The 19,935-nt window shown below is 58.7% G+C and carries 19 protein-coding genes; 15 read left to right on the forward strand and 4 right to left on the reverse strand.

Annotation, left to right across the window (positions count from 1 at the left end):
• Nucleotides 1-15: 15 nt before the first annotated feature.
• Nucleotides 16-567 carry an NUDIX hydrolase gene (locus ALO43_RS17040; protein WP_005891679.1) on the reverse strand — a complete coding sequence of 184 codons (552 nt, stop codon included), beginning with the start codon at nt 565-567 and terminating at the stop codon, nt 16-18.
• Nucleotides 568-717: 150 nt separating this feature from the next.
• Between ALO43_RS17040 and ALO43_RS17045 the strand changes: the two genes are divergently transcribed.
• From ALO43_RS17045 to purT, 5 genes are all read left to right on the forward strand, one after another.
• Nucleotides 718-1,314 (forward strand): CoA pyrophosphatase, encoded by a 597-nt coding sequence (locus ALO43_RS17045; RefSeq protein ID WP_024671787.1) that lies wholly within the window; start codon nt 718-720, stop codon nt 1,312-1,314.
• A gap of 76 nt (nt 1,315-1,390) precedes the next feature.
• Complete coding sequence (locus ALO43_RS17050; RefSeq protein WP_005891681.1) at nt 1,391-1,915, forward strand: gamma carbonic anhydrase family protein; 525 nt, start codon at nt 1,391-1,393, stop codon at nt 1,913-1,915.
• Entirely contained in the window at nt 1,915-2,142 is a 228-nt protein-coding gene (locus ALO43_RS17055; RefSeq protein ID WP_054997845.1) for a DUF1289 domain-containing protein, read from the forward strand. Before ALO43_RS17050 ends, ALO43_RS17055 begins: the two co-directional genes overlap by 1 nt.
• A gap of 2 nt (nt 2,143-2,144) precedes the next feature.
• Nucleotides 2,145-2,612: a VUT family protein gene (locus ALO43_RS17060; protein WP_005891683.1), complete on the forward strand. Its 468-nt coding sequence runs from the start codon at nt 2,145-2,147 to the stop codon at nt 2,610-2,612.
• A 102-nt stretch (nt 2,613-2,714) separates the two neighbouring features.
• Nucleotides 2,715-3,896, forward strand: a complete 1,182-nt coding sequence (gene purT, locus ALO43_RS17065; RefSeq protein WP_005891684.1) for a formate-dependent phosphoribosylglycinamide formyltransferase — start codon at nt 2,715-2,717, stop codon at nt 3,894-3,896.
• A 55-nt stretch (nt 3,897-3,951) separates the two neighbouring features.
• On the opposite strand, the gene ALO43_RS17070 is transcribed toward purT, so the two are convergent.
• The 3 genes from ALO43_RS17070 to ALO43_RS17080 all read right to left on the reverse strand — a co-directional run bounded on the left by ALO43_RS17070 (nt 3,952) and on the right by ALO43_RS17080 (nt 7,470).
• A complete protein-coding gene (locus ALO43_RS17070; RefSeq protein ID WP_024691346.1) occupies nt 3,952-5,262 on the reverse strand; it encodes an MFS transporter in 1,311 nt (436 codons plus the stop codon).
• 135 nt (nt 5,263-5,397) lie between these two features.
• Nucleotides 5,398-6,645 carry a CNNM domain-containing protein gene (locus tag ALO43_RS17075; RefSeq protein WP_053480437.1) on the reverse strand — a complete coding sequence of 416 codons (1,248 nt, stop codon included), beginning with the start codon at nt 6,643-6,645 and terminating at the stop codon, nt 5,398-5,400.
• A 12-nt stretch (nt 6,646-6,657) separates the two neighbouring features.
• The gene (locus tag ALO43_RS17080; RefSeq protein WP_005891690.1) at nt 6,658-7,470 is read right to left on the reverse strand and encodes a cytochrome C assembly family protein; all 813 of its coding nucleotides are present in this window, start codon (nt 7,468-7,470) and stop codon (nt 6,658-6,660) included.
• A gap of 213 nt (nt 7,471-7,683) precedes the next feature.
• Between ALO43_RS17080 and ffh the strand changes: the two genes are divergently transcribed.
• From ffh to ALO43_RS17130, 10 genes are all read left to right on the forward strand, one after another.
• Nucleotides 7,684-9,060 (forward strand): signal recognition particle protein, encoded by a 1,377-nt coding sequence (gene ffh, locus ALO43_RS17085; protein ID WP_024671790.1) that lies wholly within the window; start codon nt 7,684-7,686, stop codon nt 9,058-9,060.
• Between the two features lie 247 nt (nt 9,061-9,307).
• Nucleotides 9,308-9,565, forward strand: a complete 258-nt coding sequence (gene rpsP / locus ALO43_RS17090) for a 30S ribosomal protein S16 (RefSeq protein ID WP_003377687.1) — start codon at nt 9,308-9,310, stop codon at nt 9,563-9,565.
• A 5-nt stretch (nt 9,566-9,570) separates the two neighbouring features.
• Nucleotides 9,571-10,110 carry a ribosome maturation factor RimM gene (gene rimM, locus ALO43_RS17095; RefSeq protein ID WP_005891695.1) on the forward strand — a complete coding sequence of 180 codons (540 nt, stop codon included), beginning with the start codon at nt 9,571-9,573 and terminating at the stop codon, nt 10,108-10,110.
• Between the two features lie 5 nt (nt 10,111-10,115).
• On the forward strand, nt 10,116-10,868 hold the full coding sequence (trmD, locus tag ALO43_RS17100) for a tRNA (guanosine(37)-N1)-methyltransferase TrmD (RefSeq protein ID WP_005891697.1): 753 nt from the start codon (nt 10,116-10,118) through the stop codon (nt 10,866-10,868).
• 44 nt (nt 10,869-10,912) lie between these two features.
• A complete protein-coding gene (gene rplS, locus ALO43_RS17105; protein ID WP_004878874.1) occupies nt 10,913-11,263 on the forward strand; it encodes a 50S ribosomal protein L19 in 351 nt (116 codons plus the stop codon).
• A 103-nt stretch (nt 11,264-11,366) separates the two neighbouring features.
• Entirely contained in the window at nt 11,367-12,263 is an 897-nt protein-coding gene (gene xerD / locus ALO43_RS17110; protein WP_005891699.1) for a site-specific tyrosine recombinase XerD, read from the forward strand.
• Between the two features lie 146 nt (nt 12,264-12,409).
• Entirely contained in the window at nt 12,410-13,150 is a 741-nt protein-coding gene (dsbC, locus tag ALO43_RS17115) for a bifunctional protein-disulfide isomerase/oxidoreductase DsbC (RefSeq protein WP_024671793.1), read from the forward strand.
• A gap of 115 nt (nt 13,151-13,265) precedes the next feature.
• The gene (locus ALO43_RS17120; protein ID WP_005891701.1) at nt 13,266-14,570 is read left to right on the forward strand and encodes a homoserine dehydrogenase; all 1,305 of its coding nucleotides are present in this window, start codon (nt 13,266-13,268) and stop codon (nt 14,568-14,570) included.
• 140 nt (nt 14,571-14,710) lie between these two features.
• Nucleotides 14,711-16,120 carry a threonine synthase gene (thrC, locus tag ALO43_RS17125; RefSeq protein WP_005891702.1) on the forward strand — a complete coding sequence of 470 codons (1,410 nt, stop codon included), beginning with the start codon at nt 14,711-14,713 and terminating at the stop codon, nt 16,118-16,120.
• Nucleotides 16,121-16,294: 174 nt separating this feature from the next.
• Nucleotides 16,295-19,870, forward strand: coding sequence for an ATP-binding protein (locus tag ALO43_RS17130; RefSeq protein WP_054997846.1), 3,576 nt, complete (start codon nt 16,295-16,297; stop codon nt 19,868-19,870).
• Nucleotides 19,871-19,935: the final 65 nt, after the last annotated feature.

Consider the following 19,935-nt stretch of genomic DNA (forward strand, 5'->3'; position numbering starts at 1 on the left):
ATTTGCAGCCCTGGCTCAGGTGTCCAGCATCGGACGTGACGGGGGGAGGGCGCTGGTATGAACCGGGTAAGTCTGCCGACGCCGATCCGCGAAGAAGCATTCTAGAGTACGCCTGACCGTCATGAAAGCCAGGTCCGCCCACGGAATGTCGGCTTCGTCGAATAACTGCACTTCCAGGCTCTCTATACCGGCGGAGAACGTTTCGGAGGCCATTTCTGCACGATAAAAAACATGCACCTGATTGATATGCGGAACATCAATCAGCGTATACAAGTGTAGCCCGGCCAATGTGGCGCAGGCTTCTTCGACGGTTTCCCGACGCGCGGCCTGCTCGACGGTTTCGCCGTTTTCCATGAAACCGGCCGGCAATGTCCAGAAGCCCAGACGCGGCTCGATGGCGCGACGGCAGAGCAAAACCTTTTCACCCAGCGTCACCAGACAGCCCGCGACAATATTCGGGTTCTGGTAATGGATGGTATGACAATGCTCGCAGACGTACCGCAAACGACTGTCGCCCTCGGGGATACGCTGAATGACCGGGTTGCCGCACTGGCTGCAGAATTTCATGTTTTCAGTCGATAGTGAACGCAGTCGCTATCTTGGCCTGTCGTGCCGCAGCTCGGCAACCCTCGGGTTTATCTGAGTTGCCTTGCAGGGGGTTGGGCACGACGTTGCTTTGGTGCATGATGCCAGACAGGCAACAGAACGAGATTTCCCATGCTGGATGAGCTACTTCGCCGAGTCGTCAGTCACACGCCAGAGACTCTCGACACGGATCAAGGCTTCCCCGAGGCGGCCGTGCTGGTGCCTGTCACCCGCAGCGAACAACCCGAGCTGATCCTCACCCTGCGTGCCAGCGGCCTGTCGACTCATGGCGGTGAGGTGGCTTTTCCGGGTGGTCGACGCGATCCGGGCGATCCCGATCTGATCTTCACGGCTTTGCGCGAGGCGGAAGAGGAAATTGGCCTGCCTCCCGGCCTTGTCGAAATTATCGGTCCGCTCAGCCCGTTGATCTCCAAGCACGGGATCAAGGTCACACCCTATGTGGGGGTCATCCCCGATTTTGTCGAGTACCGCCCCAATGATGGCGAGATCGCGGCAGTGTTCAGCGTACCCCTCGAGTTCTTTCGTCAGGACACCCGCGAGCATACGCACCGCATCGATTACGAGGGCCGGAGCTGGTATGTGCCCAGTTATCGCTATGGCGGTTACAAGATCTGGGGGCTGACCGCGATCATGATCGTCGAACTGGTCAATGTGCTGTACGACAGTAAAATCAGCCTGCATCATCCGCCTGAACGCTCGACCACCTGAGCTGACGATTGCTACATCACCTGTAACCATCATCTGTAACAAGCCGAGCCATGAGCGGCCAGTCTGAGGTAACCGCATGAAGTTTCGCCTGGGAGAATCCCGTGTTCAGACCGACCCGCAAAGCTGGGTCGCGCCCAGTGCCGTGCTTATCGGCAATGTCAGGCTTGAGGCCGGAGCGAGTGTCTGGTTCAACACCGTTTTGCGCGGCGATAACGAGCTGATCCACATCGGTGAAAACAGCAATGTGCAAGACGGCACGGTGATGCACACCGACATGGGGTCGCCGCTGGCGATCGGCAGGGGCGTGACCATCGGTCACAATGCCATGCTGCACGGCTGCAGTGTCGACGACTATAGCCTGATCGGTATCAATGCGGTCATTCTCAACGGAGCAAAAATTGGCAAATACTGCATCATTGGCGCTAACTCGCTGATTGCAGAGGGCAAGGTCATTCCTGACGGCTCGCTGGTCATGGGTTCACCAGGCAAAGTGATACGCGAACTCACCGATGTGCAGAAGAAGATGCTTGAGGCCAGCGCCGCCCACTACGTTCACAATGCCCGGCGCTATGCCCGCGACCTGGCCGTGCAGGAAGATTGATGAGTAACGATTCCACAGATTCCATAGTTGAAAAGCCAGTCCGTTCCCCGTGCGTCAGCATCTGTGCGCTGGATGAGCAGGATATTTGCACCGGTTGCCAGCGCACCGTGGACGAGATCACACGGTGGAGTCGAATGAGCAACGACGAGCGTCGCGTCGTGCTGGGGCTGTGTGACGAGCGTGCCAGGGCCAGCGGGCTGATGTGGACGGTGGGCGGGGCACACTGATCATGCTTTTTCTGCTCGCCTACATCGGCAGCGTCGTGCTGATTAATTTCGCTTTTTCCAGTGCGCCGCATCTGGACATGATCTGGTCAGCGTGGGGCGGTCTGGTATTTGTGCTGCGCGACATGGTGCAGATTCGCTTCGGGCATGGCGCAATCGTCGCCATGCTGGCGGCGCTCGTGCTGTCTTATGTCACCAGCGATCCCACTATCGCGCTGGCCAGTGCCACGGCGTTTGCCGTATCCGAGTGCATCGACTGGCTGGTCTTCAGCATCACCAAGCGGCCGTTGCGTGACCGTTTGTGGATCAGCTCTGCACTAAGCATTCCGCTCGATACCTTCATCTTCTTCGGCATGATTGATGCCTTGACCGCCCCCGTCGTGCTGACCGCGCTGATCTCCAAGTTCGCCGGTGTCACTATTGTCTGGATGATCATGGCCTGGCGTGCGCGCAACAGTGCCTGCGCCGGTTGAAACCCATTTGTCCGGGCTTCATGGTAAATTGCGCGCCTTTCTTCACTGCGGTTGCTCGCATTAGGCGTGCAGCTCTCGATATCTGCTTCACGAGGACCTGAGATGACTCGAATCGGAACTCCACTGTCGCCCACCGCGACTCGCGTACTGTTCTGCGGCAGCGGCGAACTGGGCAAGGAAGTCGTGATCGAACTGCAGCGCCTCGGCGTTGAGGTGATCGCTGTTGACCGTTATGAGAACGCACCCGCCATGCAGGTCGCGCATCGCAGCCACGTCATCAACATGCTCGATGGCGCGGCCTTGCGTGCCGTCATCGAGGCTGAGAAGCCGCATTTCATCGTTCCGGAAATCGAAGCGATTGCCACTGCAACGCTGGTCGAGCTCGAAGCTGAAGGCTTCACGGTCATTCCGACTGCACGTGCCGCTCAGCTGACCATGAACCGCGAAGGCATTCGCCGTCTGGCGGCGGAAGAATTGAAGCTGCCGACCTCGCCGTATCACTTTGCCGACACCTTCGAGGCTTACAGCAATGCTGTCGAAGACCTGGGTTTCCCATGCGTGGTCAAGCCGGTCATGAGTTCTTCGGGCAAAGGGCAAAGCCTGCTGAAAAGCGCCGATGATGTGCAAAAGGCTTGGGATTACGCTCAGGAAGGCGGCCGTGCCGGCAAAGGGCGCGTCATCGTCGAAGGCTTTATCGACTTCGATTACGAGATCACCCTGCTGACCGTGCGTCACGTGGGCGGCACCACATTCTGTGCACCAGTGGGCCATCGTCAGGAGAAAGGTGACTATCAGGAGTCCTGGCAGCCACAGGTCATGAGCCCTGTAGCCCTGGCAGAGTCGGAGCGTGTTGCCAAGGCGGTGACCGAGGCTCTCGGTGGGCGTGGCATGTTCGGCGTCGAATTGTTCATCAAGGGTGATCAGGTGTGGTTCAGCGAAGTCTCGCCGCGCCCGCATGACACTGGACTGGTTACCTTGATTTCTCAGGACCTTTCCCAGTTTGCTCTGCACGCTCGTGCCATTCTGGGTCTGCCGATCCCGTTGATTCGCCAGTTTGGTCCATCGGCCTCGGCAGTGATTCTGGTCGAAGGTCACTCTACGCAGACCGCCTTCGCCAACCTGGGCGCCGCGCTGGCAGAACCGGACACGGCGTTGCGTCTGTTTGGCAAGCCGGAAGTCGCCGGTCAACGTCGAATGGGCGTTGCCCTGGCTCGTGACGAGTCGATCGAAGCTGCGCGTGCCAAAGCGACACGGGCCGCTCAAGCGGTCAAGGTAGAACTGTAGGTCGTAAGCCCAAGGCTGCAGAAAAGGGCGTCCGGCCCTTTCTGCAGCCTGCAGTTCAAAGCTCTGTGTCTTTCGTTTCCTTCAGGCTCAAGACCGCCAGCACGCTGATCAGCGCTGCTGCAGAAACATACCCGCCGACCCAGCTCAAGCCGCCCATCGCTACCAGTTTCTGGGCAAAGAAGGGGGCCACCGAGGCGCCCACGATTCCACCCAGGTTGTAAGCGGCGGATGCGCCCGTGTAACGAATCTGCGTCGGAAACAGCTCTGGCAGCAGAGCGCCCATCGGGGCAAAGGTGATGCCCATCAAAAACAGTTCGATACAGAGGAACAGGGCCACTGCCCAGGTGCTGCCGTGGGTCAGCAGCGGCTCCATGATGAAGCCCGACAGAATTGCCAGCACGCCACCGACAACCAGCACCGGCTTGCGCCCGAAGCGATCACTTGCCAGTGCCGCCAGCGGTGTGGCCGCGGCCATGAACAACACGGCAAAGCACAGCAGCCCGAGGAATGTTTCGCGGGTATAGCCCAGGGTCGAAACGCCATAGCTCAGCGAAAACACGGTCGAGATATAAAACAGCGCGTAGCACACCACCATCGATGCCGCACCCAGAAGCATGGGTCTCCAGTGCTGACCGAAGGTTTCCACGATAGGCAGGCTGACGCGTTGTTGGCTTGCCATCGCTTTGGCGAAGACCGGCGTCTCTTCCAGTTTCAGGCGTACGTAGAGCCCGACCATGACTAGCACTGCGCTGAGCAGAAACGGGATTCGCCAGCCCCACTCGCGGAACTGATCGTCGTTCAGCGTCATGGCCAGTGCCAGAAACAGACCGTTTGCGGCCAGAAATCCGATTGATGGGCCCAGTTGCGGAAACATGCCGAACCAGGCGCGCTTGCCCTTTGGCGCGTTCTCGGTCGCCAGCAGGGCTGCGCCGCCCCATTCACCGCCCAGCCCCAGCCCCTGACCGAAGCGCAGTACGCAGAGCAGAATCGGCGCCCATGCGCCGATGGTCGCATAGCCCGGCAAAACTCCGATCAGTGTGGTGCAGATCCCCATTAGCAGCAGTGACGCGACCAGTGTCGACTTGCGCCCTATGCGGTCACCGAAGTGGCCGAACAGCGCTGACCCCAAAGGACGTGCAAGAAAGGCGATGCCGAAGGTCAGAAACGACGAGAGCATTTGCGCAGTGCCTGACGTCTGCGGGAAAAACACCGGGCCGATCACCAGTGCGGCTGCCGTGGCGTAAACGTAGAAGTCGTAGAACTCGATGGCCGTGCCAATGAAGCTGGCAGTGGCTACGCGGGTTGTTGAGTTGACTGGAGTAGCGAGCGCGTCATTACCTTCACGGGCGAGCAGAGTATTGGTCATGCGGACTCCCTGACAGTCATCTCGCCGGTCGGCCTGCGCCGTGCCCCGGCAAGCGTTGATTATTATGGTTGGGGTGAAGCGCGGGGGAGAATAACGCGAAGAGTGGGGCGAAAGGCAATGGTGGCGCCCGTGAATCTATTTTAACGTGCCCGCCAGCGTGTTGTGCCACATGGCTACCCGAGTGACGCGGTTGTCCTCGGTCTCGAGTATCTCCAGGCGGTAAGGCCCGATTTTCAGGCAGACCGGAGCCTCGGGAATGGTCTCTAGCGCTTCTGTAACCAGCCCGTTGAGGGTCTTCGGACCATCGGACGGCAGGTGCCAGCCGAGGCTTTTGTTCAGCTCGCGAATGGACGCTGCACCCTCGACTTCGAGGCGTCCGTCTTCCTGGCGTTTGACGTGAGGGTTGTCCAGCCTCTGCTCGCTCTCGAACTCGCCGACGATTTCTTCGAGAATGTCTTCGAGGGTAACAATGCCCAGCACTTCGCCGTACTCATCCACCACCACGCCAAGGCGGCGTTGCTGCTTGTGAAAGTTCAACAGCTGCAATTGCAGCGGGGTGCTTTCGGGGACGAAATAAGGCTCGTAGCAGACCGCCAGCAATTGCTCCTTGGTCAGCGTGGCTTTGGGCAGCAGATGGCTGATGTCGCGAGTGTTGATGACCCCTTGTACCTGATTGATATCGTTGTGATAGACCGGCAGGCGCGTGTGACGGGAAATGATCAGGCGTTCGATGATCAGTTCTATCGGGTCATCAAGGTTGACGCCGTCAACGTCATTGCGGGGTATCAGGATGTCATTGACGGTAATGCTGTCCAGCGCACGGATGCCCGAAAGCACGTTGATACGCGGGTTATGTTCCTGAACAATCTCTTGCTGAACGGCCTTGTGCGAATCGTCATCGAAGGCCTGGCTCTGAGGTTGTACGTGGCGTGACGGAAACGGGCGCAGAAGGGTCTTGGCAAGCACGTTGAACACGTAGGCCAGCGGCCAGACGATCTTCATCGGAATGCGCAATACGCCATTGCCCAGCATCAGGGTCTCTACCGGATGGCGGTTTGCGAGGCGTCGCGGTATGTATTCGGCAAAAACCAGCATGACGCTGAACGTGGCCAGCCACGCCACGGTCGGTCCGTTGTAGAACCAGTACCCGGCAGCGATGAGTGTGACAATGACGGTGATCAACACCTTGATCAGGGTGTTGCACAGAATCAGGCTGTTCAGGTTGAAAGCCAGATCGGGAAGCGTCGCCGCTTCGTCCTTGCGGCTGGCGGCGCGCAGTGTCTTGAGCTGATGGTGAGCGGTTTCGACTGCCGTCAGCAGGGCGGCCCAGAGAGTCAGCAGGGCGACTACGCCAAGCAGCGGGCCGAGCGGCAAGTTATCCATTATCAGAGGCCATCAGATGTGCAGAATGAATTCGCGTACCAGCTTGCTGCCGAAATAGGCCAGCATCAGCAGGCAGAAACCGCCCAGGGTCCAGCGAATAGCCTTGTGCCCACGCCATCCGAGACGGTTGCGTCCCCACAGCAACACGCTGAATACAATCCAGGCCAGGCAGGCGAGCAGGGTCTTGTGCACCAGATGCTGGGCAAACAGGTTCTCGACGAACAGCCACCCGGAGAGCAGCGACAGCGACAGCAGTATCCAGCCAGCCCACAGGAAGCCGAACAGCAGGCTTTCCATGGTCTGCAATGGCGGGAAGTTTCTGATCAGTCCGGTCGGATGCTTGTTCTTGAGCTGATGGTCCTGCACCAATACCAGCAAAGCCTGAAAGACCGCGATGGTGAACATCCCGTAAGCCAGCAGCGAGAGCAGGATGTGGCTGAGGATGCCCGGTTCTTCCATGATCGGCTGCACCGTACCGCTGGGCGCGAATTGCGCCAGCAGCACGGTGATCATACCGAGCGGGAACAGCAGCACCAGCAGGTTTTCCACTGGTATGCGCGACGTGGCGATCAGTGTGACGGCGATCACCGAGGCGGCAATGAGGCTGGCCGAGTTGAAAAAGTCCAGCCCAAGGCCGACGGAGTGCGTCAGTTGGGAAAACAGACCTAAGGCGTGCGCAATGACCGCGAGCGTGCCGAGCAGGCACAGCAGCCGTTTGTCGGGCCTGGCGGTCTGGCTCAGGCGCACGCCCTGGTAGGCGGTCGCGGCGGCATAAAGGGCGGCGGCGGCGAGGCTGGGAAGCAGGCTGGGTGGCAAAGGGGACATAGATCCTGATGGACGGGCCTGGAAAGACGCTGAGTTTGGCATATAACCGGTAAATCACGAAAGACCAGAGAAGCAGTCTGCGTGGTGTCCGTGTGACGGAGTCTTCGCTATAATCCGCGACCTGCTCACGCCGCAGGCTCGCCGAGCGCCATTTCTGCATTACGGGCCGGGCCGCATCAACCGGGGTTCGACGAGAGCCTGAAAGGATCGCGCATGTTTGAAAATCTGACTGACCGCCTCTCGCAGACGCTGCGCCATGTAACTGGCAAGGCCAAGCTTAACGAGGACAATATCAAAGATACCTTGCGCGAAGTGCGTATGGCGTTGCTTGAAGCCGACGTCGCCTTGCCGGTGGTCAAAGACTTCGTCAACAGTGTCAGGGAGCGCGCCGTCGGTACCGAGGTGTCGCGCAGCCTGACGCCGGGTCAGGCGTTCGTGAAGATCGTCCAGGCCGAACTCGAAAGCCTGATGGGCGCCGCCAACGAAGACCTGGTGCTCAATGTCACTCCGCCTGCCGTGATCCTGATGGCGGGCCTGCAGGGTGCGGGCAAGACCACCACGGCTGGCAAGCTGGCGCGCTTCCTTAAAGAGCGCAAGAAAAAAACCGTCATGGTGGTGTCGGTCGACGTGTACCGTCCTGCCGCCATCAAGCAGCTCGAAACGCTGGCCAACGACATCGGCGTCACGTTCTTTGCTTCCGATATCAGTCAGAAGCCTGTCGAGATCGCGCAGGCTGCCATAAAAGAAGCGAAGCTCAAGTTCATCGACGTCGTGATCGTCGATACCGCCGGTCGTCTGCACGTCGATGTCGAGATGATGGGCGAGATTCAGGCGCTGCACGCTGCGACCAAGCCAGCCGAAACGCTGTTCGTGGTCGATGCCATGACCGGCCAGGATGCGGCCAATACCGCCAAGGCCTTCGGCGATGCGTTGCCGCTGACCGGTGTGATCCTTACCAAGGTCGACGGCGATGCTCGTGGCGGTGCTGCACTGTCGGTGCGTGCAATCACCGGCAAGCCGATCAAGTTCATTGGTATGGGCGAGAAGAGCGAGGCGCTGGAGCCGTTCCACCCGGACCGTATCGCCTCGCGGATTCTAGGCATGGGCGACGTGCTCAGCCTGATCGAGCAGGCCGAACAGACCCTCGACAAGGACAAGGCCGACAAGCTTGCCAAAAAGCTCAAGAAGGGCAAGGGCTTCGATCTCGAAGACTTCCGCGATCAGTTGCAACAGATGAAGAACATGGGCGGTCTCGGCGGCCTGATGGACAAGCTGCCGAGCATTGGTGGCGTCAACCTGTCGCAGATGGGCAATGCCCAGGGCGCGGCAGAGAAGCAATTCAAGCAGATGGAAGCCATCATCAACTCGATGACCCCTGCCGAACGTCGGGATCCCGAGCTGATCAGCGGTTCGCGCAAGCGCCGGATCGCCATGGGTTCCGGGACCCAGGTCCAGGACATCGGGCGTCTGATCAAGCAGCACAAGCAGATGCAGAAGATGATGAAAAAGTTCTCCGCCAAGGGCGGAATGGCAAAAATGATGCGCGGCATGGGCGGAATGCTGCCCGGCGGCGGCATGCCGAAAATGTAATTGTGTCGCGTGCAAGAGGTTTTGCATGCGTTTCATTCGGGAGGTGACTCCCGTCCAGCCCGTGTCATGCGGGCTTATACTCGCTGTCTTGATGACAGCTCCTTGGCAAATCTGGAAGGCATGCCGATAGGCGCCGGAAAAAGACATTTGCAAAAGTCCGGATATTCCTTAGAATATGCGGCCTTTCGGGCACCTATGCCCGCTGTGCATCTTAGATTTGCAGCACCGACTACAGGAACGATGTTCAATGCTAACCATCCGTCTTGCCCTTGGCGGCTCCAAAAAGCGCCCGTTTTACCACTTGACCGTAACCGACAGCCGCAACGCTCGTGACGGTTCCCACAAGGAACAGATCGGCTTCTTCAACCCGGTTGCCCGTGGTCAGGAAATCCGTTTGTCCGTTAACGAAGAACGCGTCAACTACTGGTTGAGCGTGGGTGCACAAACTTCCGAGCGCGTTGCCCAACTGCTGAAAGAGCACAACAAGACCAAGGCCGCGGCCTGAGTCTTATGAGCGCGACGCCTGCATCTGCCGACGATCTGATCGTCATTGGCAAGATTTACTCGGTTCATGGCGTTCGCGGCGAAGTGAAGGTGTATTCCTTTACTGATCCGATTGGAAACCTGTTGGACTACAAAACCTGGACGCTTCGGCGCGAAGGCAGCGTTGACAAACAGGTGGAGCTGGTCAGCGGACGCTTGCAGAGCAAGTTTCTGGTCGTAAAGCTCAAGGGTCTCGATGATCGCGAAGAAGCTCGTCTTCTCTCCGGTTACGACATCTGCGTGCCGCGCAACCTGTTCCCTGATCTGGACGATGGCGAGTACTACTGGTACCAGCTTGAAGGCCTAAAGGTCATCGACCAACTCGGGCAACTGCTCGGTAAAATCGATCACCTGCTCGAAACCGGTTCAAACGATGTAATGGTTGTAAAGCCCTGCGCGGGCAGCCTTGATGATCGTGAACGCCTGTTGCCCTATACGGAGCAATGCGTGTTGGCAATCGACATGGCCGCTGGCGAGATGAAGGTGGAATGGGACGCGGACTTCTGAATGCCATGGCCGGTCTGCGCATAGAAGTCATCAGTCTGTTTCCTGAAATGTTTTCCGCCATCAGCGAATACGGCATTACCAGCCGTGCGGTGAAGCAAGGGCTGTTGAAGCTCACTTGTTGGAATCCGCGGGATTACACCACTGATCGCCATCACACTGTGGATGATCGCCCATTTGGCGGTGGTCCGGGCATGGTGATGAAGATCAAGCCCCTTGAAGATGCTCTGGTTCAGGCCAGGCAAGCGGCGGGGGATGCGGCGAAGGTGATTTACCTGTCGCCACAAGGCCGACAGCTGAATCAGTCTGCGGTACGCGAACTGGCGCAGGAGGAAGCGATTATCCTCATCGCCGGTCGTTATGAAGGCATTGACGAGCGTTTTATTGATGCTCATGTCGATGAAGAGTGGTCGATTGGTGACTATGTTCTTTCCGGTGGCGAGCTGCCGGCGATGGTCCTGATTGACGCGGTTACGCGGCTGCTGCCTGGAGCTTTAGGGCATGTGGACTCCGCGGAGGAAGATTCCTTCACGGACGGTCTGCTGGATTGCCCGCATTACACCCGACCTGAGGTGTATGCGGATCAGCGTGTTCCCGACGTGTTGCTTAGTGGCAATCACGCGCACATCCGGCGTTGGCGTTTACAGCAGTCCCTCGGGCGGACCTATGAACGACGCGCTGATCTTCTGGAAAGCCGCTCGCTTTCTGGAGAAGAGAAGAAGCTGCTGGCGGAATACATCCGCGAGCGGGACGATAGTTAACGTATCGATGGTCGATCCAGACGGATTACCTTAGGAGCACCAGCATGACTAACAAAATCATTCTTGCCCTCGAAGCAGAGCAGATGACCAAAGAGATCCCTACCTTTGCACCAGGCGACACCGTTGTCGTTCAGGTTAAAGTGAAGGAAGGCGACCGCGCTCGTCTGCAAGCATTCGAAGGCGTTGTCATTGCCAAGCGTAACCGTGGCGTGAACAGTGCTTTCACTGTTCGTAAAATCTCCAACGGTGTTGGCGTTGAGCGTACTTTCCAGACTTACAGCCCGCAAATCGACAGCATGGCGGTGAAACGTCGCGGTGACGTTCGCAAGGCCAAGCTGTACTACCTGCGTGACCTGTCCGGTAAAGCAGCGCGCATCAAGGAAAAACTGTCCTGATACAGTTTTTCGATGCATAAAAAAGGCAGCCTCAGGGCTGCCTTTTTGCTGTCTGTTATCTGATGATTTGCTCTTGGCTTATTCCCACATGTAACGAGTAAAAATGGCTGCCATCAACCATCCGCTGATTGACCGGTTTCTGGACGCCCTCTGGCTCGAAAAGGGCCTGTCCGATAACACCCGCGACTCTTATCGCAGCGATCTTGCGCTGTTCAACGGCTGGCTGCAGGAACGCAACGTCGATCTGCCCGTTGCCGGGCGCGAAGTGATCCTCGATCACCTTGCGTGGCGCGTGGAAAATGCCTACAAGCCGCGTTCTACCGCGCGTTTTCTGTCCGGCGCGCGCGGCTTTTATCGCTACCTGCTGCGCGAAAAGCTGATTGCCGTCGATCCCACCCTGCAGATCGACATGCCTCAGCTGGGCAAGCCGTTGCCCAAGTCGCTCTCCGAAGCCGACGTCGAAGCATTGCTCGCCGCTCCTGACCTGAGTGAGCCAATCGGTGAGCGTGATCGTGCCATGCTTGAGGTGCTGTATGCCTGTGGTCTGCGCGTGACCGAACTGATCAGCCTGACACTGGAACAGGTCAACCTGCGCCAGGGCGTGCTGCGAGTGATGGGCAAGGGCAGCAAGGAGCGGTTGGTGCCGATGGGGGAGGAAGCGATTGTCTGGGTCGAGCGTTACATGCGTGGCGCCCGTGATGAGTTGTTAGGCGGAAAGCCCAGCGACGTGCTGTTCCCCAGCACCCGCGGCGACCAGATGACCCGTCAGACGTTCTGGCACCGTATCAAGCACCAGGCAACGGTTGCTGGTATCGGCAAATCCTTGTCGCCGCACACCCTGCGTCACGCCTTCGCGACTCATTTGCTCAACCACGGCGCCGACCTGCGCGTGGTGCAGATGCTCCTGGGGCATAGCGATCTGTCGACGACCCAGATCTACACCCATGTTGCGCGTGCGCGGTTGCAGGAAATGCATGCAAAGCATCATCCTCGGGGTTGAATGCTCGCGCTTTTCGCGAAAAGTCTTACATCAGTGCAGAGCGGCCTTTAAGCCCTAATGTGGTAGGCTTTGCCGGTTTCGCAGAACAAGGCCTGACCCTTCTGTTTTCAGCAGCCGTCAGCCTGTCCGCCGTCATAGGAGTTTTCATGCGTTTGCCCCAGATTTTCGCTGCCGCCGCTTTCATGCTGGCCGGTACTTTCAGTATGTTCGCCGCCGCAGATACCGCACCTGACCAGGCCATCCGCAAGACACTGGATTCGCTCCAGCTGGAACTGCCGGTCGAGAGCATTTCGCCGAGCCCGCTCAATGGCCTTTACGAAGTGAAGCTCAAGGGCGGTCGCGTGCTGTACGCCAGCGCCGACGGCCAGTTCGTGATGCAGGGCTACCTGTTCCAGGTGCAGAACGGCAAGCCGGTCAACCTGACCGAAAAGACCGAGCGTCTGGCCATTTCCAAGACGATCAATGGCATTCCGCTTTCCGATATGGTCATTTACCCGGCTGTCGGCGAGACCAAGTCGCACATCACGGTATTCACCGACACCACCTGCCCGTACTGCCACAAGCTGCACGAGGAAGTCGCGCAGCTGAACAAGATGGGGGTCGAAGTGCGTTACATGGCCTTCCCCCGTCAGGGGCTGGGTTCTCCGGGTGACGAGCAGTTGCAGGCTGTCTGGTGCTCCAAGGATCGCAAGTCTGCCATGGACCGTATGGTCGACGGCAAGGACATCAAGGCCGCCAAGTGCGACAACCCGGTCAGCAAGCAATATGAAATCGGCCAGTCTATCGGCGTGAACGGCACACCTGCGATTGTTCTGGCCGATGGTCAGGTCATTCCGGGCTACCAGCCTGCTGCTCAGGTCGCCAAACTGGCGATGGGCGCCAAATAGCACTGCGTCGCGTGAGGCGCAATCCTGGCGCCTCGTCTCATTTGTGGTCGCATGGTGACATGCGGCGGTTTTCCACGGCTGATTCATAATCGGCCGTTTTTCGGGGAGTTCATCAGTGAAACCGGTCAAAGTAGGCATCTGTGGGCTGGGTACTGTCGGTGGCGGTACTTTCAACGTACTTCAACGTAACGCCGAGGAGATTGCCCGTCGTGCCGGGCGTGGAATCGAAGTGGCGCAAATTGCGGTTCGTACACCCAATCCCAACTGCCAGATTGCCGGTACCCCTACCACCAGCGACGTGTTCGCGGTTGCGACCAACCCTGAAATCGATATCGTCGTGGAACTGATCGGTGGTTACACCGTTGCGCGTGAACTGGTGCTCAAGGCCATCGAAAACGGCAAGCATGTGGTCACGGCCAACAAGGCGCTGATCGCCGTTCACGGCAACGAGATTTTCGCCAAGGCCCGTGAAAAGGGTGTGATCGTTGCGTTTGAAGCGGCTGTCGCCGGTGGCATTCCGGTCATCAAGGCCATCCGTGAAGGTCTGTCGGCGAACCGTATCAACTGGCTCGCAGGCATCATCAACGGTACAGGCAATTTTATCCTCACCGAGATGCGCGAAAAGGGTCGCACCTTTCCGGATGTGCTGGCTGAAGCTCAGGCGCTGGGTTATGCAGAGGCCGATCCGACATTCGACGTCGAAGGCATCGACGCTGCCCACAAGCTGACCATCCTGGCGTCCATTGCCTTTGGTATCCCGTTGCAGTTCGACAAGGCTTACACCGAAGGCATTACCAAGCTCACCACTGCAGATGTGAACTACGCCGAAGCGCTGGGCTACCGCATCAAGCACCTGGGTGTCGCGCGCAGCACGGCACAGGGCATCGAACTGCGTGTACACCCCACGCTGATCCCGGCCGATCGCCTGATTGCCAATGTCAACGGCGTGATGAACGCGGTGATGGTCAACGGCGATGCCTCCGGTTCTACCCTGTTTTATGGCGCCGGTGCCGGTATGGAGCCGACCGCATCGTCAGTCATCGCCGATCTGGTGGACGTCGTGCGGGCCATGACCTCTGACCCGGAAAACCGCGTGCCTCACCTGGCCTTCCAGCCTGATTCATTGTCCGCTCACCCGATTCTGCCGATCGAAGCCTGCGAAAGCGCCTATTACCTGCGCATCCAGGCAAAGGATCATCCGGGTGTGCTGGCGCAGGTGGCGAGCATTCTGTCCGAGCGCGGCATCAACATCGAATCGATCATGCAGAAGGAAGTCGAAGAACACGATGGCCTGGTGCCGATGATCCTGCTGACGCACCGCGTGGTGGAACAACGCATCAATGACGCCATCCAGGCACTGGAAGCGCTTCAGGACGTGGTAGGGCCGGTGGTTCGTATTCGCGTCGAGCACCTTAACTAACGTCGTTTGCAAGCTGTCGGTTACAGGCTGCAAGCACCAGACGACCAGATGCACGTCAGGCGTCAGTTGTTTTGAATTTGAGGCTTGAAGCCTGAAGCCCGGCGCTTCAAGCTTCAAGCTCACACCAAAGGTTTGATCCCATGCGCTATATCAGTACTCGCGGGCAGGCACCGGCCCTTAATTTCGAAGAGGTTCTGTTGACTGGTCTGGCCAGTGATGGCGGCCTCTATGTGCCTGAAAACCTGCCTCGTTTCACTCAGGAAGAGATCGCTTCCTGGGCGGGGCTGCCTTATCACGAACTGGCTTTCCGGGTGATGCGCCCGTTTGTGACAGGCAGCGTCCCGGATGCCGATTTCAAGCAGATCCTCGAAGAGACCTACAGCGTCTTTACCCACAGCGCGGTCGCGCCTCTGCGCCAGTTGAATGGCAACGAGTGGGTACTTGAGCTGTTCCACGGTCCGACCCTGGCGTTCAAGGACTTCGCACTGCAACTGCTCGGCCGTCTGTTGGACTATATGCTGGCCAAGCGTGGCGAGCGCGTGGTGATCATGGGCGCCACCTCGGGCGACACCGGGTCTGCAGCCATCGAAGGCTGCCGTCGTTGCGATAACGTCGACATCTTCATCCTGCATCCGAACAACCGGGTCTCGGACGTTCAACGTCGACAGATGACGACCATCTTCGGCGATAACATCCATAACATCGCCGTCGAAGGCAACTTTGACGACTGCCAGGAAATGGTCAAGGCCAGCTTCGCCGACCAGAGCTTCCTGAAGGGCACGCCTCTGGTGGCCGTCAACTCGATCAACTGGGCGCGCATCATGGCCCAGATCGTTTACTACTTTCATGCCTCGCTGCAACTGGGAGGCCCGGCGCGCTCTGTATCTTTCTCGGTTCCGACCGGCAACTTCGGCGATATCTTCGCGGGTTATCTGGCGCGCAACATGGGGCTGCCGATCAATCAACTGATCGTCGCCACCAACCGCAACGACATCCTGCACCGTTTCATGAGCGGTAATCAGTACGTCAAGGAAACCCTGTACTCCACGCTGTCGCCTTCAATGGACATCATGGTTTCGTCGAATTTCGAGCGTTTGCTGTTCGACATGCATGGTCGCAAGGGCTCGGCAATTGCCGAACTGATGAGCACGTTCAGACAGGGCGGCGGTTTCAGCGTCGAAGAAGAGCGTTGGACCGAGACCCGTAAACTGTTCGATTCGCTGGCGGTCAGTGACGAGGACACTTGCAAGACCATCGCCGAGGTATTCGAGAGCACCGGCGAGCTGCTTGATCCCCATACCGCTATCGGCGTGAAGGCTGCCCGTGAGTGTCGTCGCAGCCTGGATACGCCGATGGTGATCCTTGGCACAGCTCATCCGGTCAAATTCCCGGAAGCAGTGGAGAAGGCGGGCGTAGGAAAAGCGCTTGAGCTACCTGCACATTTGTCTGATTTGTTCGAGCGGGACGAACGCTGCACCGTACTGCCGAATGACCTGAAAGCCATACAGGCCTTTGTCAGCCAGCACGGCAACCGCGGCAAACCGCTCTGACAGAAGCGTCGTGTAACAACTTTAGGCCCGCCACTTGGCGGGCCTTTGTGTTTCTACGTGCCAAACTTCGCTGGTTTTTCGAACCAGAGAGTTGAGTCATTCGTGGGCAAGCAGGCAAGCAGACAGGACGTAGTCAGGGAGACGGGCAGCACGATGAGAGGCCGCGCATGGCGCATGGCATGGATGCTGTTGGCGCTGTTTCTTGCGCGTTCGGTCGATGCAGCCCAGAGCCTGCCATTCACTCTCACCGCCCCGTTCGTGGTGTCTGAGGACCTCGTCATCAAGGCCAGGGATCGCGCATGGCTGGACCAGCGCAAGGCACTCAGGGTCGGCATTGCGATTGCCGATTACGAGCCGATCGATATTACCAGCGATCGTAATCGCTATCAGGGCATCAGCGCCGACTACCTGGGTCTGGTCAGTGATCAGTTGAATATACCGATGCAGGTCGTCGGTTTCACCAGACGTGAAGAGGCCATTGATGCACTGCGCGCGGGCAGGATCGATCTGCTGACCAGCGCCAACGGGTTCGAGCGAGGCGTGCCAGGGCTGTCGTTCTCGAGCGAGTACATGCCGGACCGGTCAGTGGTGGTCGGTCGGGGCAACGATCTGAGTCCGCCATCGAGCCTGGCCGGCAAAAAGGCCGTACTGCTCGACGGGTACGCCGATTCCGAGGTGGTGCACCGCGTCTATCCAGACAGCGAGATCATCATTGCCCCCAACCTCTACAGCGCGCTGGAGGCTCTCAGCCAGGGGGAGGCTGACGTTTTTATCGGCAACGAGGTGATCGTGCGCACTTACACCGCGCTGCGACCTTATCTGGGCTTGCAGATCAAGTTTGAAAGCCGCTTGCCGCCTGTCGGGTTTTCCTTTGCCATGCGCGGTGACGAGCAGCGCTTGCTGAGCCTGATTGATCAGGCACTCGGCAGTATCGCCCCTTCGGTCAGCCGTGAGGTGCTCGGGCGCTGGACTCTGGGCCTTGGGGCGGACGTAGACGGGCAGCGCATACGTCTGACCGGCGCAGAGCGCCGCTGGTTGCTCAAGCATCCGAAGGTGACGGTTTCTACCACGCAGCATCCACCCTACATCTACAAGGACAAAAATGGCCAGTGGGTGGGGCTCAATGTCGACGTGCTGGCGCGTATCTCGCGCATGACCGGCTTGCAGTTCGAACATCAGGAAGTGCCCTCCACGCAGCAGAGTATTGATCTGCTTCGCTCTGGCCTGGCAGACATGAACACCTCGCTGGCCGAAAATGCCGAACGACGACGGTATCTGGACTTCACCTATTCGTTTGGTGGCAACAGCTGGATGTTCGTGGTGCGCTCCGATCGCTCGTCGCGGATATCGCTTGCCAGTCTGGACGGACAGGTGCTTGCGCTGCCTGCGCGGCACGCGCTTGAGGACATGATCAGGCAAGAATACCCGCTGATCAAACTCCGCCTGGTGGACACCTACGAGCAGGCACGCGCACTGGTCGAAAATGGTGCTGCAGAGGCGACCATTCAAAACGAAGCGGGCGCCTACCTGTTCCCCTCGGGGCAGTTGAAAGTGGCGCGCAGTGTCGATGGCAAGTGGTCCCCTGACAGGTTTTCAGTGGTCAAATCCCAACCCGAACTGCTGAGCATTCTGAACAAGGCGCTGGAAGAGTTCCCGGTCGCCGAGCTGCGCTCTATTCGTTTGAAATGGTTGGGATCGACCCTGCCTCAGCCTTCGCTTTGGTCGCGGATACCGCAATGGGTGTTCTGGGTTGTGGCGCTTGCAGTGCTTACCGGGCTGGTATCGCTGGCCTGGAGCAGCCGTCTGAACGCGCAGATTCGCCAGCGACTCAAGGCTGAGCAACAGCTCAATGATCAACTGGCATTCAAGCATGCCTTGCTCGACGGCATCCCCAACCCCATTTATGTGCGTGACCTGAAAGGGCGTCTGATCTCGTGTAATCGCAGCTACGAGCAAGCGCTGGACATCAGCTTCGAACAGATGAACGGGCGACGCCTGACAGATGTTCATCTCATTCCGCGGTCATTGGCCGAACAGATGCATGCCGACTACCTCAAGCTGCTGGAAAATCATCAACCGGTCTTTTCCGACCGCACGATCGAGTTGTCCGGAAGACGCATGGACGTCTGGCAATGGACGGTGCCTTTCTTCGCCGCCGACGGGCAATTACAGGGGCTGCTGGGTGGCTGGATCGACATCACCGAGCGCAAGCAACTGGAGCAGCAACTCGAAGACGCCATGCGTCAGGCAGCCGATGCCAACGAGGCGAAAAGTCTATTCCTGGCCAGCATGAGCCACGAAATTCGGACGCCGATGAGCGCAATCACCGGTTTGCTCGAGCTGGAATGCGAGCAGGCGCTACGCCAGGGTCAGGCACCATCCCAAGGCTTGCAGATTGCCCTTAGGTCGGCCACGGAGCTCGTGGCATTGATCGGCGAGAGCCTTGATCTGGCCAGGATCGAAGCAGGTGGCATGCAGTTGTCACTGTCGGTGACGTCGCTGCAGGCAGTATTCGAGGGAGCCATTGAACTGTTTTCGGCGCAGGCCAGGGAAAAAGGTCTGGAACTGCATCTGCAGTTCAATGAACAGGCGCGGGGCGACTATTGGCTGGACTCGCTGAGGCTGCGTCAGGTGTTGCATAACCTGCTGGGCAATGCCTTGAAGTTCACTCACCAGGGGGAGGTTGTCGTCAGTGTGGATGTCTCGGATGTTTCGGCCGATGCTTCGCGGGTGCGAATCTGTATTCAGGACAGCGGTGCCGGTATTGAGCCGGAGCGTCAGCAGCAGATATTTCAGCCCTTTATCCAGGCCAATGGCGACACGGCTGCACGCTATGGCGGCAGCGGGCTTGGACTGAGCATCACCCGTCAACTGGTGGAACTGATGACAGGCGATATCAGCCTGCATAGCGAGCCGGGAAAGGGCACGCGGGTAACCATCGACATACCGCTTGCACGTGTCACCGGGCCGCTTGAGCCCATTGAGGATGCTCGGCAGGTGTACGCAGACACTCGCAGCCTGCGTCTGATAGTGGTCGATGACATGTCGGCCAACAGGCTGGTGCTCACCCGGCAACTGGAGTTTCTCGGCCATCGGGTGGTGGCGGTTTCGGACGGGGAGGCCGCCTTGGCGATATGGCGCGAAGAACTGTTCGATGCCGTAATCACCGATTGCAACATGCCAGGCATCAGCGGCTACGCATTGACCCAGGCCATTCGACAGATCGAGCAGAAAGAACGCCGCCGGCGCTGCCCTGTTATCGGCAGCACCGCCAACGCTCTGATTGATGAGGCCGGGCGCTGTGAACAGGCCGGCATGGACGGGCTGTTGATCAAGCCGCTGTCTCTGGCGCGTCTGGCCCAGGAGCTGACAGACCGGGTGTCTGAGCCGACCTTCGACATACGCTCGCTGCAAGACATGACCCAGGCCAATCCGGAGCAGATGGACCGGTTGTTAAGCGAACTCTGGAAAAACCTGCGACATGAGCATGACTTGCTGGAGCCTGCGGTATTGGCAAGCGACTGGAAGACGCTGGGTGCCTGCCTGCATCGGCTCAAGGGTGCTGCCAGCCTGGTGGACGCCGTGCCCTTGGCCAAAGCGTGTGCTGCGCTGGATGAAAGCGTTCGGCTGCAATCCGCGGCTGGCCTTGCCGAGCGCTGGCTGACGCTGGAAACGGCCATGACCTGCCTGCGCGCTGATATCGAGCTGCAACTGGCAGCGGTGCCTGAAATGACGCCGTCTCGCGATTGAGCTTTGCGGAACCGGTTCTGCAAAAAACGCCGTGATCGCCAGCGCTTTTAAGACATGTCTTATGG

It is taken from the genome of Pseudomonas tremae (assembly GCF_001401155.1).
Lineage (GTDB): Bacteria > Pseudomonadota > Gammaproteobacteria > Pseudomonadales > Pseudomonadaceae > Aquipseudomonas > Aquipseudomonas tremae.

What these genes read in the sequence shown, in the direction of transcription:
- ALO43_RS17040 (WP_005891679.1), bottom strand. Translation starts at nt 567, where the DNA reads ATGAAATTCTGCAGCCAGTGCGGCAACCCGGTCATTCAGCGTATCCCC.
- purT (WP_005891684.1), top strand. Translation starts at nt 2,715, where the DNA reads ATGACTCGAATCGGAACTCCACTGTCGCCCACCGCGACTCGCGTACTG.
- rplS (WP_004878874.1), top strand. Translation starts at nt 10,913, where the DNA reads ATGACTAACAAAATCATTCTTGCCCTCGAAGCAGAGCAGATGACCAAA.
- dsbC (WP_024671793.1), top strand. Translation starts at nt 12,410, where the DNA reads ATGCGTTTGCCCCAGATTTTCGCTGCCGCCGCTTTCATGCTGGCCGGT.
- ALO43_RS17050 (WP_005891681.1), top strand. Translation starts at nt 1,391, where the DNA reads ATGAAGTTTCGCCTGGGAGAATCCCGTGTTCAGACCGACCCGCAAAGC.
- ALO43_RS17080 (WP_005891690.1), bottom strand. Translation starts at nt 7,470, where the DNA reads ATGTCCCCTTTGCCACCCAGCCTGCTTCCCAGCCTCGCCGCCGCCGCC.
- ALO43_RS17130 (WP_054997846.1), top strand. Translation starts at nt 16,295, where the DNA reads ATGGCATGGATGCTGTTGGCGCTGTTTCTTGCGCGTTCGGTCGATGCA.
- ALO43_RS17060 (WP_005891683.1), top strand. Translation starts at nt 2,145, where the DNA reads ATGCTTTTTCTGCTCGCCTACATCGGCAGCGTCGTGCTGATTAATTTC.
- thrC (WP_005891702.1), top strand. Translation starts at nt 14,711, where the DNA reads ATGCGCTATATCAGTACTCGCGGGCAGGCACCGGCCCTTAATTTCGAA.
- ffh (WP_024671790.1), top strand. Translation starts at nt 7,684, where the DNA reads ATGTTTGAAAATCTGACTGACCGCCTCTCGCAGACGCTGCGCCATGTA.
- ALO43_RS17075 (WP_053480437.1), bottom strand. Translation starts at nt 6,645, where the DNA reads ATGGATAACTTGCCGCTCGGCCCGCTGCTTGGCGTAGTCGCCCTGCTG.
- ALO43_RS17045 (WP_024671787.1), top strand. Translation starts at nt 718, where the DNA reads ATGCTGGATGAGCTACTTCGCCGAGTCGTCAGTCACACGCCAGAGACT.
- rpsP (WP_003377687.1), top strand. Translation starts at nt 9,308, where the DNA reads ATGCTAACCATCCGTCTTGCCCTTGGCGGCTCCAAAAAGCGCCCGTTT.
- ALO43_RS17070 (WP_024691346.1), bottom strand. Translation starts at nt 5,262, where the DNA reads ATGACCAATACTCTGCTCGCCCGTGAAGGTAATGACGCGCTCGCTACT.
- trmD (WP_005891697.1), top strand. Translation starts at nt 10,116, where the DNA reads ATGGCCGGTCTGCGCATAGAAGTCATCAGTCTGTTTCCTGAAATGTTT.
- rimM (WP_005891695.1), top strand. Translation starts at nt 9,571, where the DNA reads ATGAGCGCGACGCCTGCATCTGCCGACGATCTGATCGTCATTGGCAAG.
- ALO43_RS17055 (WP_054997845.1), top strand. Translation starts at nt 1,915, where the DNA reads ATGAGTAACGATTCCACAGATTCCATAGTTGAAAAGCCAGTCCGTTCC.
- xerD (WP_005891699.1), top strand. Translation starts at nt 11,367, where the DNA reads ATGGCTGCCATCAACCATCCGCTGATTGACCGGTTTCTGGACGCCCTC.